The following is a 15,617-nucleotide window of genomic DNA, read 5'->3' as shown; positions in this document are numbered from 1 at the left end:
AAACACTGTCTGTTTTATAAATCTTTGTCGGTGTCAGTGCCAGTGAGGGTAAGGAACGATTGCTTCTTAGTGCTATCGTTTTTATACGCGTGGATTCTGTGATATTGGACGTCAAAGATCCCGGTGGCGGGCGGCGGAAAAATAAAAAAGGGGCGCGAGGCCCCTTTTTTATTGAGTTTCAGGAAAACAAGCGCGCCACTACAGCTTGCTGATTTCCTCCAGCTGTTGCTGCAGTCTGTGCTGCGCCTTCTGCATTTCTGCGAGTTTGTCCCGCTCCTTGGCCACCACCGCCTCCGGTGCCTTGTCGACAAACTTCGGGTTCTTGAGCTTGCCCTCCACGCGGGCCAGCTCCTTCGCCAGCTTGTCGATTTCCTTCTTCAGGCGCGCGCTCTCCGCGGCCACGTCGATCAGCCCCGCCATGGGTACCAGCAGTTCCATATCGCCCACCAGCGCGGTGGCGGAGGCGGGTGCGGATTCGCCGGCCGCGAGCCAGGTGATGGATTCGAGGCTGGCGAGCTTGATCAGCAGGCCGCGGGCCTGTTCCAGCAGTTCCTTGTCGCGTGCGGAGCCATTGCGCAGTATCAGTGGAATCTTCTTCGCCGGGGAGATATTCATCTCGCCGCGGATATTGCGCACGCCCTCGATCACCTGCTTCAGCCAGGCGATGGCCGCCTCGGCCTCGCTGTCGATCTTGTGCTCGCTGGGCTCCGGGTAAGGCTGCAGCATGATGGTGTCGCCGGCGGCGCCGGCCAGGTCCTTCACCTTCTGCCAGATTTCCTCGGTGATAAACGGCATCAGCGGGTGCGCCAGGCGCAGCACCGTCTCCAGCACACGGATCAGGGTGCGGCGGGTGCCTTTCTTCAGCGCGTCCGAGGCCGACTCGTCCCACAGCACCGGCTTGGACAGCTCCAGATACCAGCTGCAGTACTCGGCCCAGATAAAGTCGTACAGGGCCTGGGAGGCCAGGTCGAAGCGGTAGCTGTCCATCGCTTCGCGCACGGCTTTCTCGGTTTTCTGCAGCTGGGAGATAATCCAGCGGTCGGCCAGACTCAGTTCGAAATCGCTGCTGCCATCCTGGCCGCAGTCGTGGCCCTCGCAGTTCTGCAGCACATAGCGGGACGCGTTCCAGATCTTGTTGCAGAAGTTGCGGAAGCCCTCGATGCGGCCCACGTCAAACTTGATATCGCGGCCGGTGGAGGCCAGCGAGTAGTAGGTGTAGCGCAGCGCGTCTGTGCCGAAGGCGGCAAAGCCGTCTGGGTAGTCTTTGCGGGTCTCCTCTTCGATTTTTTCCTTCAGGTGCGGCAGCATCAGGCCGGTGGTGCGTTTCTGCACCAGGCTCTCCAGGTCGATACCGTCGATCAGGTCGATCGGGTCAATCACATTGCCCTTGGACTTGGACATCTTCCGCCCGTGTTTGTCGCGCACCAGGCCGTGCACATAGACGGTGTGGAAGGGCACCTCCTTCCTGAAATACAGGGTCAGCATCATCATGCGCGCGACCCAGAAGAAGATGATATCGAAACCGGTGACCAGCACCGAGGTCGGGTGGAAGGTCTTCAGTTCCTCGGTCTCCTCGGGCCAGCCGAGGGTGCCGAAGGTCCACAGGCCGGAGGAGAACCAGGTGTCGAGCACGTCCTCGTCCTGGCGCAGCGCGACGTCGGCGCCGAGACTGTGTTTCTCGCGCACTTCGTCTTCCGAGCGGCCGACATAGACATTGCCCTGGTCGTCGTACCAGGCCGGGATGCGGTGGCCCCACCACAGCTGGCGCGAGATGCACCAGTCCTGGATGTCGCGCATCCAGGAGAAGTACATGTTCTCGTAGTTCTTGGGCACGAAGTTGACGCGGCCGTCCTCCACCGCTTTGATGGCCTCCTCCGCCAGCGGCTGGGTCTTCACATACCATTGATCCGTCAGCCAGGGCTCGATCACGACGCCGGACCTGTCGCCGCGGGGGACTTTCAGTGTGTGCGGCTCGACCTTTTCCAGCAGGCCCAGCGCGTCCAGGTCGTCGACCACCTGCGAGCGGGCGGCGAAGCGCTCCATGCCGCGGTATTTGGCCGGCACGTTTTCGTTCAGGTTGGCGTCCGCGTCGAGGATATTGATCATCTCGAGGTTGTGCCGCTGGCCCATTTCGTAGTCGTTGAAGTCGTGGGCCGGGGTGATCTTGACGCAGCCGGTGCCGAATTCGCGGTCGACATAGTCGTCGCCGATAATCGGTATTTCGCGCTCGGCCAGCGGCAGCTTAACGGTCTTGCCGATCAGGTGCCTGTAGCGCTCGTCCTCCGGGTGCACCGCCACGGCGGTGTCGCCGAGCATCGTTTCCGGGCGCGTGGTGGCGACGACCAGGTGGCCGGAACCGTCCGCCAGCGGGTAGCGGAAGTGCCACAGGTGGCCCTGCTCCTCCTCGTTCAGCACTTCCAGGTCGGAGATGGCGGTGTGCAGCTTCGGGTCCCAGTTCACCAGGCGCTTGCCGCGGTAGATGAGCCCGTCTTCGTACAGGCGGATAAAGACTTCCTGCACCGCCTTGTAGAAGCCGTCGTCCATCGTGAAGCGCTCGCGGGACCAGTCGGGGCTGGCGCCGAGGCGCCTGAGCTGGCGGGTGATGGTGCCGCCGGACTGCTCCTTCCACTCCCACACTTTCTCGATGAACTTGTCGCGGCCCAGCTCGTGGCGGCTCTTGCCCTCCGCCGCGAGCAGCCGCTCCACCACCATCTGGGTCGCGATGCCGGCGTGGTCGGTGCCCACCTGCCACAGGGTGTTGTCCCCCTGCATGCGGTGGTAGCGGATCAGTGCGTCCATGATGGACTCCTGGAAACCGTGGCCCATATGCAGGCTGCCGGTGACGTTCGGCGGCGGGATCATGATGCAGTAGGGCTTGGCTTCGGTGTCACCGGAGGGCTTGAAGTAGCCGCTCTCCTCCCAGGTCTTGTACCACTGCTGTTCTATGGCGTTGGGCTGGTATGTCTTGTCCATGCGGGTGGGAAACCTTGTGTTGACTGACTGCGGGCGCGCCTCGTGGGCACAAGAATAGTGCGGCCATCCGTGTGGCTGCGCCAAAAAGGCGGGAATTATACCGCCCGGGTCTGGGCGGCAAAAGGCGGGCGGGGCGGAGTGGCGCTCAGCCCGAGATTTCGAGTTCGTCGACCATCGCCTCGATACGCGCGCGCAGCTGCCGTTCCAGCTCCGGCAGCTGTTTGGCCACCAGGCGGTCGATCAGCTGCTGGCGCAGGCGCGCGCGCTCCTCTCGCTCCGCGTCCGCAGGCATAGCGGGATTCCCGGCGGTTTCCGCAGCCTCCGCAGCCGGGGCGGTTTCCGGGGGGGCGGGCGCCGTTTCTACCTCGCGGGCCTCCTGCGGAGCCGCCGGGGCCTCGCTCTGCGCCGGGCGGTCTTCGGACTTGGGGACCCGGCCGCCGGTCAGGCGCGCGCGTATATGGGCGGGCAGGAAGGGGTTTTCCTTGCCCTGGGCCGCGGGCGGCGGTTCGAACAGTTCCCGCTGCTGCTCCGGCCGCGGCTCCGGCTTGGACTCTCGCGGCGCCGACGGCAGTGCCTGCAGGGGGCGCAGCAGCTCGAGGTCGGATTCGTCCAGTTCGGCCCTGACGTCTGCGGGCATCGCCTCGTCCACCGGTGAGAAGAGGATCGGCAGGTCGCTTTCGTCCAGGGGTTCCTGCGGCTGTGGCTGGGCCTTCGGCGGCGCGGCGGGCCGGGGGTTGCCGGGCGCGGCGACCTGGTCGAGCAGGGGTATCTCGCCGATGTCTTCGCTGCCGAGGAGGTCGCGCAGGGAGTTCAGCTCGTCGAGCAGTTCGCTGGGCTGTCCATGCTGACGTCCGCGCTGCTTGTGTTTGTTCTTTCGACCGGACATGGCTTTAGTGAGTGGCTGCTTACCAGCAATTAGGGAATCTTGTGGGATTGTAACGGATATCCGCGATCGCGGAAGTGGCTGAAGCGCGCGCGGGAGCGGGCCAGGGCTTCGGGACTCTGTATGACGATTTCCGCCAGCCGCTCGAAGCGGCTGAACCAGCTGGGTACCTGGCTGCACAGGTTGATCAGCAGGCCGTGGTGCCGGCCCGGTTCCTCGCCGCAGTTGATCTCCACTGCCGCGTCCTGACCGGCGGCCTGCGGGGCGTGCGGCAGGAAGCTGTCCTCGCGGAAGGTCCACAGCAGCCGGTCCAGCTGCTCGGCCCGCTCGCGGTCGTCCACCGCCAGCAGCACGCGCAGGCCGGCGCGGTAGGCCTTTTCCGCCAGGCGGCAGGCGAAGATATCGGCTGCGTGGCTCTGCTCGGAGGGGAGGACGTAGAAATCTATGCGGGTCATATTCAATGGCTGAGTGGGGCTGAGGGTTCCGGGAAGCCTGTTGCCAGCCCGGTGGCGGCTCCGGTTGTGGGGCCGCCACCGGGTTGGTCGCGAGTATCGGTAGTTCTTATTTACCGAGCAGATACTCCACCAGCAGCGGTACCGGCCGCCCGGTGGCACCCTTGGCGGCGCCGGAGTTCCAGGCACTGCCGGCGATATCCAGGTGGGCCCAGTTGTAGTCCTCGGCGAAGCGGGCCAGGAAGCAGGCGGCGGTCACCGAGCCGGCCTCGCGGCCGCCGATATTCTGCATATCGGCGAAGTTGGAATCCAGTGCGGACTGGTACTCGTCCCACAGCGGCATCTGCCAGGCGCGGTCGCCGGTGCGCTCGCCGGCGGCGAGCAGCTCCCGGGCCAGCTTGTCGTCGTTGGCATAGAGGCCGGTGGCGTGGTTGCCCAGCGCGATCACACAGGCGCCGGTCAGGGTGGCGACGTCGATCACGACGCTCGGCTTGTACTTGGCGGCGTAGGTCAGCGCGTCGCACAGCACCAGGCGGCCCTCGGCGTCGGTGTTGAGTATCTCGATGGTCTTGCCGGACATGGAGGTGACTATATCGCCGGGCTTGCTGGCGCGGCCGCTGGGCATATTCTCGGCGGCGGCGACCAGGCCGATCACATTGATCGCCGGCTGCAGTTGCAGCAGCACGTGCATCACGCCGAAGACGCTGGCGGCGCCGCACATGTCGAATTTCATCTCGTCCATGGCCTGGCCGGGCTTGAGGCTGATACCGCCGGTGTCGAAGGTGATGCCCTTGCCCACCAGGACCACCGGCTTGTCGGAGGCTTTGCCGCCCTTGTACTGCATCGCGATCAGGGCCGGGGGCTCATCGCTGCCCTTGGCCACGCTGAGGAAGGCGCCCATGCCGAGGGACTGCATTTTCTTCGCGTCGATGACGGTGGTGGTGAGCTTTGCGTGTTTCTTCGCCAGTGCGCGGGCTTCGGATGCCAGGTAGCTGGGGGTGCAGATGTTGCCGGGCAGGTTGCCGAGCTCCCGCGCCACATTGCTGCCGGCGGCCTGGGCCGCGCCTACCTCGGTGCCGCGCTGCACGGCCTTCAGCTGCTTGCGCTCCGGCGCGTGCACGGTGAACTTCGCCAGTGGGTTTTGCTTGGCTTTACTCAGGCAGCGGGTGAATTTGTAGGCGGCGAGACCGGTGGCCAGCGCCAGTTGCTGGGCCTGCCAGGCGCTGTCGGCATCGGCGACTTCCAGTTCGGTCAGGTAGCTGGTGGCGTCCTTGAAGCCCTTGATCGCTTCGGCACTGGCCTTGGCCAGTTTGCGGAAGTCCGCCTGGCTCAGCGCGCCCTCTCCGCCGCGCACGAGCAGCACGCGCTCGGCGGGCCCGTCAGCCATGGGCAGCAGCAGGGTGCTGGCGAGTTTGGTGCCGAGATCGCCGCGCTTCAACACCTTGCCGATCAGCCCGCCGCTGGCCTTGTCCAGAGCGGTGCCGCTGTCACTGAGGCGGTTCTTGGCATCGGCTGAAATGATTGCGCAGGCGCTGCGCTGCTTGCTGATATCGGAGACCTTGGCAGAGAACTGCATATTTCCTTTTCCTTTACTGATACCGGGTTCAATGGCTCTGAGCCGAGACATTGCGAATAAATTTGGCGATAATGCGCCGCACAAGTTTAACCCGCCGGCTGTCGGATTGCTGTAGGCGGTGGGAAACTTGCTCGTTTTTGATAGACCTGAGTTCGTGACCTCAGGTCAGAATTCACACACCGCCGCCGCCAAGGAATTCATTCGCCCTGTGATTATTTTCCGCTACCTCTGCCGCGAGCTGCTTTTTGCCACGCTGGCGGTCAGCGCAGTTTTGCTGCTGATGGTGATGAGCGGCCGTTTCGTGAAATACCTGGCAGAGGCGGCGGCCGGCGATCTGTCCGCCAATATCCTGTTTGCCCTGATGGGCTACCGCCTGCCCGGTTTTCTCGAACTGGTGCTGCCGCTGGGCCTGTTCGTCGGGATTCTGCTCGCCTACGGCCGCCTGTATATAGAGAGCGAGATGACGGTGCTGCACGCCTGCGGCTTCAGCGAGCGGCGCCTGCTGACCTATACCCTGGCGCCGGCCTTTATGGTGGCGCTGGTGGTGGCGGCCATGAGCCTGTATTTCTCCCCCACCGGTATGGAGCGCTCGTCCGGCCTGCTGACTGCGGACAAGTCGCGCAACGAGTTCGATCACCTGGTGCCGAAGAAGTTTGTCGCCACCGAGGGCGACAGGGCGGTCTATTACGCCGATTCCCTCAGCGAGGACAAGTCGACGATGCGCGACGTGTTCCTGGCCGAACTGGGTTCCTCCCGCGCCGAGACCGAGGCGGAGCAGCAGATTGTGATCCTGGCGCGGGAGGGGGTGCAGCAGATAGACCCGGATACCGGCCTGCGCTACCTGGTGTTGCGCGACGGCTATCGTTACGAGGGGGTGCCCGGGCAGCGGGATTACCGCTTGATGGAGTTTTCCAGCTACGAGGTGCAGCTGGAGATACCCGAGGCCCACAGCCGCTGGGGCGACCGTATGGAAGCCACCTCCACGCTCGACCTGTGGCGCAGCGACAAGCCCCAGGAGCGCGCCTTCCTGCACTGGCGCTTCAGCCTGCCGGTACTGGTGATGGTGGTGGCGGTGCTGGCGGTGCCGCTGTCGCGCACCAATCCGCGCCAGGGGCGCTACGCCAAGATGATCCCGGCGGTGCTGCTGTATCTCGCCTATCTGATTATTCTGCTGCGCGTGCGCGGCGCCATCGAGGATGGAAAGATTGCCAATCCGGCGGCCATCTGGCTGGTGCATCCGCCCTTCCTGCTCCTCGGGCTCTTCCTGCTCGGCGGGCGCAACTGGCGGCGCCGCCCGAAGCGCGCCGCCGCTCGATCCGGCGGCGCGGAAGAGGTGAAGAATGCGTAAGCTGGATACCTATATAGGGCGCACCGTGGCGCTGGCGGTCGGGGCGGTACTGCTGATTCTGCTCGGGCTGGATGTGATTTTTGCGATCATCGACCAGCTCGAAGAGCGCGAGGGGGATTACCAGTTCGCCCAGGTCATCCAGTATGTGGCCTGGACGCTGCCGGACCGGCTCTACGAGCAGCTCGGCTTCTCCGCCCTGGTCGGCTGCATGGTGGGGCTGGGCACCCTGGCCGGCACCAGTGAGCTGACGGTTATGCGCGCCGCCGGTGTCTCCATCGGCCGCATCGCCTGGGCGGTGATGAAACCGGTCATGCTGCTGATCGTGTTGGGGCTGGCACTGGCGGAGTTCGTGATCCCGCAGACCAACCAGGCGGCGGAGAGCCACAAGGCCAAGGCGTTGGGCGAGCTGGAGGCCAGTGGCCTGGAGCAGGGGCTGTGGATCAAAGACGGCGGCGAGTTTGTCCATTTCAATGCCGCCATGCCCGACGGCCGGCTGTACGGCGTTACCCGCTACCGTTTTGGTGATGGCAGGGAGCTCGAGCGGGTGGAGTTTTCCGAGCGCGGCCGCTTCGACGGCAAGCAGTGGATTCTGGAGAACAACCGCGCCACCACCTTTACCGCCGAGAAGTCTTTCAGTGAAGTGACGCCGCGCGCTGCGTGGCAGACGGAGATCTCCCCGGATCTGTTTGCGCTGGTGGTGCCTCAGCCGTCGGACCTGTCGCCGCGCAATCTCTGGTCCTACGGCAGTTTCCTCGACCGCAAGGGCGAGGACTCCGGCCGCTACTGGCTGCAGTTTTGGAAGAAGCTGTTGCAGCCGCTGACCATCGCCAGCCTGGTGATGGTGGCCATCTCATTTATCTTCGGTCCGCTGCGGGAGGTCACCACCGGCCTGCGCGTCTTCACCGGCGTGATCGTCGGCATCGTATTCCAGACCCTGCAGGACATGCTGGGCCCTTCCTCCGTGGTATTCGGCTTCCCGCCGTTTATCGCCGTCATGCTGCCGATACTGCTGTGTTTTGCAGTGGGGTGGCTGCTGCTCAAAAGGGCCCGCTGACGCGACTGCCCGGGCGGCCGGCAAGCGCCCCGCTATCGTTTTTTCTTCGGCAGCACCCGCACCTCTGAGCCGGAAAGCAGATCGTGCCAGCTGGCGCGGTCCGCGCGGGTCCAGCCGTAGAAGTAACCCAGGCCGAGGCAGGCGAGGGATAGCGGCGCCACCAGCGCGCGCAGGGCGCACTGGCGCCAGCTCAGCTGAATGCCGCCGGGGCTGGCCAGCAGCAGGCGCCAGGCGCGCATACCGATGGTCTGCCCGGCGGCGCGCCAGGACCAGATGAAATAGGCCGCGGTGACCGCCGCCATACCCAGCGGGAACAGCAGCTGGTACAGCGGCGTGCCGACGCAGCGTCGCTCCGGCTGGCAGTCCAGCCCGCCCAGCTTCGAGGCCAGCGGCACGACCAGGAGCCCGTAGACCATCAAAAGCCCGGCGACGACCAGCGTGTCGTAGCCCAGCGCCGCGAGGCGCCGGCCGACGCCGGCGCGGGGCAGTTGGGAAAAACTGGTGGGGGTGTTCGGGGTGCTCACGGCAATCTCCGCCAATAAAAGTGGCGGAGATTCTAACAAACCGCTGCTCGGGCTTAGAACTCGTACTCGAACGAGAACTTGAACTTGTCGTCGGACAGGCGCAGGTCGTAGTCCACCGCCTTGCCGATCCTGCCGTGGCCAGTGGTGTAGCGCAGCAGGCCACTGTTGAGATTGCGCTTGTTCTGCTCGCGGTAGGTCTGCCAGCCCATTTTCAGTATTTCATTGAGGGCCTTGCCGCCGGTGGTCGGCTGAAACTTCTCCGGGTTGGTGTGCATCTGCAGCCACTGGTAGTTCAGGCGCCGCTGCACCGTGCCCATCGAGTTGTTGCGCAGGTTCTCCGCCGCTTCATAGAGGGCGGCGTTGTCCATGCCGAAGGCGCTGTCGATAAAAAACGCGTTGTCCGCCTGGAGGTTCAGGGCGCTGCTGGAATCGGGAATAAACAGGTCGTCGGCAAGGCAGGAGTTGGTGGCGGGAAATAACAGCAGACCTAGCACGGCCGGCAGGTGCTTGCTGGGACGGAATCGAAAACTGCAGAGTTCCATTGGATTTACCCCGGGGTGCCTACTTCTTAGCCAAACGGCCGCTCACTGGCCGTCAAATTTATTATGGTTCACCCTTAATGAACTATTGTATCTCATAACCCCGGCGCCAAATGCAACCCAAATCTGCGGACCACCCCAAAAAAACGGTCACTGTGCTGCAGGCCGCATCGGCGCTGGGCTCATTTATTTTCGTCCACCGCTCCGGAGGCGTGACAAGCCGGGCGCCAAAGTTTTTTATTGTCGCTTTTACAATACCGTTTCCCGTTTAATGAAAACTTGATCTAGGTCGCCTATTTGATCGACCTTAAAAGGGGCGCCCGGACACAGCCGTTTCGAAGCGCTATTGACAGCGTTGTCTTTTTGGCTATGGTGGCGTCTATTACCCGAGAATAAGAGCCAGACAATGACCCGCGCGCCACTTTTCCTGACCCTCGCCCTCGGCGGGCTGCTCCTAGCCGCCTGTGACCGCCCCCGCGGCGGCCAGTCCCATGCGGAGATAGATCAGCCCGCGGCCGCAGAGCGGATAGCGCGGCACTTCTCGGTGACCCAGGAGGTGCTGACCAACTTCCAGGGGGTGGATGCGCGGCTGCGCGCCGAGTGCAAGCGCGCCGGCGGCAGCGGCGCCATCTGTTCCACCTACCGTATCTCGCTGAACAATAAGGGGCCCGCCATAGGCGCCGCGGAGCGCGACTGGACCCTCTATTTCCACAGCGTGCGCCGCGCCCTCGAGCTGCGCAATCGCGACGACTTCGCGCTGGAGCACGTCAAGGGCGACCTGCATCGCCTGATTCCCAACGAGCGCTTTGCCGGTATCGCGGCCGGCGAGACCGTCGAGCTGGAGTTTCTCGCCGAGAACTGGATGCAGTTCGAGTCGGACTTTATGCCGCGCCTGTTTGTCGTCGACGGCAGCGGCGAAGCCCATGTGATCGAGTCCACCGACAGCGATGACATCGGGGGGCTGGTCAAGCCGATCAACAGCAACCACCCGCACAACTGGAAGCGCACCGCCGACGACGCCAATGTGCTGGCGACCGCCGCCAGCCGCTTCGCCAGGTTCAGCGCCGAGGCGCCGCAGCCGGGCAGTGGCTGGCACGCGCGCATTATTCCCAAGCCGCTTTCGGTCCGGGAGGCCGGTGCGCCGTTCGCGCTCGAGCACGGCATCGCGGTGGACGCGGGTCCGCTCTCGAGCGAGAGCCTGCACGCCTTCCAGCAGCGCCTGGCGCAGCTGCAGCTGACGCCGTCCGGTCCCGGCGCCTACCCGGTGCGCGTGGATATCGACGGCGCTGCCTTCGCCGACGCGACGCCCGGCGCCTATCGGCTGCAGATCGGTGAACGCGGCGCACAGATTTTGGGCTACGACCAGGCGGGCGCCTTCTACGGCCTGCAGTCCCTGCTGGCGCTGGTGGACGTGGAGCGCCGCACCCTGGCGCGGGTGCAGATCGAGGATGCGCCGCGCTTTCAGCACCGGGGCTTCTTTCTGGATGTGGGGCGCAACTTCCACAGCAAGCAGGTGGTGCTGAAGCTGCTGGAGCAGATGGCCGCCTACAAGCTCAACCGCTTCCACTTCCACCTGTCCGACGACGAGGGCTGGCGCCTGGAGATTCCCGGTCTGCCGGAGCTGACCGAGGTGGGTGGCCGGCGCTGCTTCGACTTGAGCGAGCGCCGCTGCCTGCTGCCGCAGCTGGGCTCGGGGCCCTACAGCGACAACAACGGCAGCGGCTATTTCAGCGTCGACGACTATATCGAGATAGTGCGCTACGCGGCCGCGCGGCATATCGAGGTGGTGCCGGAATTCGACATGCCGGCCCACGCCCGCGCCGCGGTGGTGGCGATGGAGGCGCGCTACCACAGGCTGAAAGACGAGGCGCCGCAGCGGGCCGCCGAGTACCGCCTGATCGACCCGCAGGACGACACCCGCTACCTGTCGGTACAGTTCTACGACGACAGCTATATCAACCCCTGTATCGACTCCACTTACCGTTTCGTCGGCAAACTGATCCGCGAAGTGCAGGCGATGCACAGCGCCGCCGGGCGGCCGCTGGCCAGCTGGCACTTCGGTGGCGACGAGGCGGTCAATATTCTCGCCGGCGATGCGTTCGAGGATGCCCCGGGCAAGGATCCGGACAAGGGCGATGCGCCGGCGGATGCGCGACACAAACCCTGGAGCAACTCGCCGGCCTGCCGGAAGCTGCTGGCCGCCGGCGAGGTGGCCTCGGTCGACGAGTTGGGCGAACTCTACGCCAAGCGGGTCAGCCGCCTGGTGGCGGACGCCGGTATTCCCACCATGGCGGCCTGGAACGACGGCGTAAAGCATATCCAGGACGCGGGTACCGAACTGGCGACGGAGCAGAATTACGCCAACGCCTGGGCGCCGCTCTTCTGGGGCGGCGGCGACGAGAGCGTGCATCTGGCCGACGCCGGTTTCGATGTGGTGCAGTCCCACTCGGACTTCCTCTACTTCGATATGCCCTACGAAGTGGACCCGAAGGAGAGCGGCTATTACTGGGCCTCGCGCTATATCGATACCAAAAAGACCTTCAGCTACGCGCCGCTGAACACCGCGCAGCTGGCGGAAATCTCCACCGACCGCGACGGCAAACCCTGGTCCGCGACGGCCCCGGATGCGGCCTTCGCGCGCAGTGTTCGCGGTATCCAGGGGCAGCTGTGGAGCGAGGTGGTGCGCACCGATGCGATGGTGGAATACATGGTCTTCCCGCGCCTGCTGGCGCTGGCGGAGCGCGCCTGGCACAGGGCGGCGTGGGAGCTGCCGCCGCAGGCCGGGCAGCGCTTCTCCGCCGACAGTGGCGCGGTGGACAAGGACGCGCTGCGGCGCGACTGGCGCGAATTTGCCGCCGCCCTGGGCAACAAGGAGCTGCTGAAACTGGATTTGAGCGGCGTGGGCTACCGGGTGCCGGTACCCGGCGCGGTGGTGGAGGGCGGCCGCCTGCTGACCGCCATGCCGTACCCGGGGCTGCGGCTTGAGTACTTTGATGGCGAGCGCTGGCAGCCGGTGACGGCGGAGACTGCGGCGGAATCCGTGCAGGCCGTGCGCGCCCGCAGCGCCGACGGCCGCCGCGCCGGCCGCGCGGTGGAAGTGGACGCGGCACAGTCCTCGACGGCACAGCGCTGAATCCGATCGCGGCCATGGGCCGCTCCTACGGGCGCAATAGTATTAACCCGGCAAATGAAATTTGCGCAGATTTATGCGGCACAGGGATGTGCCGCCGCCGGCCGTAGGCCGGCGCGAGCCCTTGAAATCCAAGAAGATCCGCGCATCTTCGCCGGCATTTCAAGGGCGACAATCAAATATTTCAGGGCCGAAGCGCCGCGGGAGCGGCTGGACCGAAATATTTGATTGCCGAGTTAATAGGAGCGGCCCATGGCCGCGATCGATCTCTCAGACTCTCACCGTCCCCGGTCAAGACACCACCCCGCCACACACAATCGGCGAAGCCGACCCACCACTCTGCGGATGCAGCGGCTCCTGCAATCGCACCAGCTCGAAGCCAGAGCGGCGATACAGCGCGAGCCCGCCCTCGCCGCAGCCCACATCCAGCGCCGAGCCTGGGTTGAGCGCCAGTGCGGCAGCTACAATTGCATTATCCGTAACCAGTTTGCGGCTGGCGATGCTGGCGCTGTCTATGCGCGAATCCAGGGGGAAGCATTGGTGTGCCAGCTCTGCAGGATTTTTTTATCGCTGAATTCGGAATCGCTCATAGGTTTGCCCCGCGCGGCCTGTGCTGATGCCGCCGCCGAGTGTACCGTCTGACGGAAATCAACGACAAAAAAGAGCAATCGCTATGCCCCGCCAAATGGTGTTCGACTATGTGATCGTCGGTGCCGGTTCCGCCGGCTGCGTGCTGGCCAACCGTCTCAGCGCCGAGGAACAGCACCGCGTCTGCCTGCTGGAGGCCGGCCCCCCCGACCGCAGCCTGCTGATCTCGATGCCGGCGGGTATCGGCTACCTGGTGCCGGGCAAGCGCTACAACCTGCACCACTACACCGAGCCGCAGCGGCACCTGGACGGGCGACGCCTGTTCTGGCCGCGCGGGCGTACCCTGGGCGGCAGCAGTTCCATCAACGCGATGATCTACATTCGCGGCCAGGGCGCCGACTACGACGCCTGGGAGGCGGCGGGCAATCCCGGTTGGGGCTGGCGGGATCTGTTGCCTTACTTCCTGCTGGCCGAGGGCAACACGCGCGGCAGCGACGCACACCACAGCGGTTTCGGTCCGCTGGCCGTGTCGGATATCCAGTGGAAGACTGAGGCCGGGCGCGCCTTCGTGCGCGCCGCCCAGTCCGCCGGCCACCGCTTCAACAACGATTTCAACGGCAGCCAGCAAAACGGCGTCGGTTTTTATCAGGTGACCCAGAGGCACGGGCGCCGCTGCTCCGCGGCCGCGGCCTATCTGCACCCGGTGATCAAGCGGCCGAATCTGAGCGTGTTCACGCGCAGCCAGGCCGCGCGCCTGCTGTTCAACGGAGACAGGGTCAGCGGCGTGGAGCTGCTCAACGGCAAGCGCATTCTGGCGAACAGGGAGGTGCTGCTGTGCGCCGGGGCCATTCAGTCGCCGCAACTGCTGATGCTGTCCGGTATAGGCCCGGAGCCGGAGTTGAAAAGGCTCGGCATAGTGCCGCAGATGCACCTGCCGGGCGTGGGCAAGAACCTGCAGGACCACCTGGATATCACCCAGGTGGTGGAGGCCTCAGAGCCGGTGACCTTTTCCAACGCCCTGTGGCCCAAGCTGCAGAGTGCGCTGCGCCTGCCGGAATTCCTATTGGCGAACCGCGGGCCGCTGACCAACAATGTCGCCGAGGCGGGGGGATTCGCCTGCTCCAGCCGCGCTGGCGGCCAGCCGGATATCCAGTTCCACTTCACCGCCGCACCACTGTTCGAGCACGGCCTGAAAAAGCCCGGCGGCTACGGCTACTCCCTGCACGCCTGCGCACTGCGCCCGCGGAGCCGCGGCGAAATCACCCTGGCCGACGGCGACCCGCGCTCGCTGCCGCGGATTCAGCCCAATTACCTCAGCGATGCCGAGGATATGGCGGTGATGATGGAGGGCTTCGAGATGGCCCGCGATATCCTCTCTAAGCCGGACCTGCAGCGCTATCACAGGCGCTGGTGGAGCCCGCACAAGCCGCTCAGCAGCAAGCTTTCCATCAAGAAGTTTATCCGCCGCCACGCCGAGACCATCTACCACCCGGTGGGTACCTGCAAGATGGGCGACGATGAATTGGCGGTGGTCGACGCGGCGCTGAAAGTGCGCGGCGTCGATGGACTGCGGGTGGTGGACGCCTCCATAATGCCGACCCTGATCAGCGGCAACACCAACGCGCCGGTGATCGCCATCGCGGAGAAGGCCGCAGACCTGATCCTGTGCAGAAAACCGGCCTCGTTACAGAAAGCAAAGGAATCAACGGAAGCGGAATGATCTGGCAATGCCCCGTCTGTAGTCTGCCGCTCGCACCCGGCGACGGCAGCTGGTGCTGCGCGAACCGGCACAGTTTTGACCGCGCCCGCGAGGGTTATGTCAACCTGCTGCCGGCCAATCGCAAGCGCAGCAAAGAGCCGGGGGATTCGGCGGAAATGTTGCGGGCGCGGCGGCGTTTTCTCGAGGCGGGTCACTACCGGCCACTGGTCGATACGCTGGCGGCGCTGCTGCCCTATGTGCCCGGGCGGCAGCTGCTGGATATCGGCTGTGGCGAGGGCTATTACCTGCGCCAGCTGGCGGCGGCCGGCTGGCCGGCGCAGAGTCTGGCGGGAGTGGATATTTCCAGAAACGGCGTGCGCATGGCGGCCAAACGCCAGGCGGACACCCAGTTCGTGGTCGCGAGCAGTGCCGAGCTGCCGCTGGCGCAGGACAGCGTCGACCACCTGCTGCGGATCTTCGCGCCGGCGGCGGACGCGGAAATGCTGCGGGCGCTGAATCCCGGCGGATCCCTGGTGGATGTGTCGCCGGGCCCCGAGCACCTGTGGCCGCTGAAGGAGGCACTCTACGCCGAGCCGCGCCGGCACGCGCCGCCGAAGGCGGTGGAGGGCTTTGCGCCGCAGGTGGAGCTGCGCTGCTGCTTTCCGTTCAAATTGCAGGGGCGCGAGGCGATCGCGGATTTTCTCGCGATGACACCCTTCGCGTGGAAGGGCAACAGAGCGGTGCGCCGCGAACTGGAACTGCGCGACAGCCTGAAGCTGGAGGCGGACTTTGTGGTGCGCCGCTTGATCAGCAGAAAATAACTGGCGGGGCCGCAAAGCCCGTGAAACGCC

The 15,617-nt window shown here is 65.0% G+C and carries 11 protein-coding genes; 5 read left to right on the top strand and 6 right to left on the bottom strand.

Annotated elements, in window-relative coordinates; translation table 11 throughout:
• Positions 1 to 198: 198 nt before the first annotated feature.
• From ACXAF3_RS04595 to ACXAF3_RS04580, 4 genes are all read right to left on the bottom strand, one after another.
• Complete coding sequence (locus tag ACXAF3_RS04595; RefSeq protein ID WP_475111111.1) at positions 199 to 2,973, bottom strand: valine--tRNA ligase; 2,775 nt, start codon at positions 2,971 to 2,973, stop codon at positions 199 to 201.
• A 145-nt stretch (positions 2,974 to 3,118) separates the two neighbouring features.
• A complete protein-coding gene (locus tag ACXAF3_RS04590) occupies positions 3,119 to 3,859 on the bottom strand; it encodes a hypothetical protein (protein WP_475111110.1) in 741 nt (246 codons plus the stop codon).
• A gap of 29 nt (positions 3,860 to 3,888) precedes the next feature.
• Positions 3,889 to 4,311: a DNA polymerase III subunit chi gene (locus tag ACXAF3_RS04585; RefSeq protein ID WP_475111109.1), complete on the bottom strand. Its 423-nt coding sequence runs from the start codon at positions 4,309 to 4,311 to the stop codon at positions 3,889 to 3,891.
• Positions 4,312 to 4,417: 106 nt separating this feature from the next.
• On the bottom strand, positions 4,418 to 5,884 hold the full coding sequence (locus ACXAF3_RS04580; protein WP_475111108.1) for a leucyl aminopeptidase: 1,467 nt from the start codon (positions 5,882 to 5,884) through the stop codon (positions 4,418 to 4,420).
• Positions 5,885 to 6,092: 208 nt separating this feature from the next.
• Here ACXAF3_RS04580 and lptF point away from each other — a divergent pair, with 208 nt between their 5' ends.
• Positions 6,093 to 7,232, top strand: a complete 1,140-nt coding sequence (gene lptF / locus ACXAF3_RS04575; protein ID WP_475111107.1) for an LPS export ABC transporter permease LptF — start codon at positions 6,093 to 6,095, stop codon at positions 7,230 to 7,232.
• A complete protein-coding gene (gene lptG, locus ACXAF3_RS04570) occupies positions 7,225 to 8,286 on the top strand; it encodes an LPS export ABC transporter permease LptG (protein ID WP_475111106.1) in 1,062 nt (353 codons plus the stop codon). The genes lptF and lptG overlap by 8 nt, the downstream gene beginning before the upstream one ends.
• Positions 8,287 to 8,318: 32 nt before the next feature.
• On the opposite strand, the gene ACXAF3_RS04565 is transcribed toward lptG, so the two are convergent.
• Positions 8,319 to 8,810, bottom strand: coding sequence for an RDD family protein (locus ACXAF3_RS04565; RefSeq protein ID WP_475111105.1), 492 nt, complete (start codon positions 8,808 to 8,810; stop codon positions 8,319 to 8,321).
• 53 nt (positions 8,811 to 8,863) lie between these two features.
• The gene (locus tag ACXAF3_RS04560; RefSeq protein ID WP_475111104.1) at positions 8,864 to 9,352 is read right to left on the bottom strand and encodes a hypothetical protein; all 489 of its coding nucleotides are present in this window, start codon (positions 9,350 to 9,352) and stop codon (positions 8,864 to 8,866) included.
• A 403-nt stretch (positions 9,353 to 9,755) separates the two neighbouring features.
• On the opposite strand from ACXAF3_RS04560, the gene ACXAF3_RS04555 reads away from it, so the two are divergent.
• From ACXAF3_RS04555 to ACXAF3_RS04545, 3 genes are all read left to right on the top strand, one after another.
• Positions 9,756 to 12,482 (top strand): family 20 glycosylhydrolase, encoded by a 2,727-nt coding sequence (locus tag ACXAF3_RS04555; protein WP_475111103.1) that lies wholly within the window; start codon positions 9,756 to 9,758, stop codon positions 12,480 to 12,482.
• A gap of 670 nt (positions 12,483 to 13,152) precedes the next feature.
• On the top strand, positions 13,153 to 14,787 hold the full coding sequence (locus ACXAF3_RS04550; RefSeq protein ID WP_475111102.1) for a GMC family oxidoreductase: 1,635 nt from the start codon (positions 13,153 to 13,155) through the stop codon (positions 14,785 to 14,787).
• The gene (locus ACXAF3_RS04545) at positions 14,784 to 15,587 is read left to right on the top strand and encodes a putative RNA methyltransferase (protein WP_475111101.1); all 804 of its coding nucleotides are present in this window, start codon (positions 14,784 to 14,786) and stop codon (positions 15,585 to 15,587) included. Before ACXAF3_RS04550 ends, ACXAF3_RS04545 begins: the two co-directional genes overlap by 4 nt.
• Positions 15,588 to 15,617: the final 30 nt, after the last annotated feature.

Source organism: Microbulbifer sp. ABF4_143 (assembly GCF_056160225.1).
The sequence above is the reverse complement of the archived record's forward strand: the minus strand, read 5'-3'. Positions and strand labels throughout refer to the sequence as shown.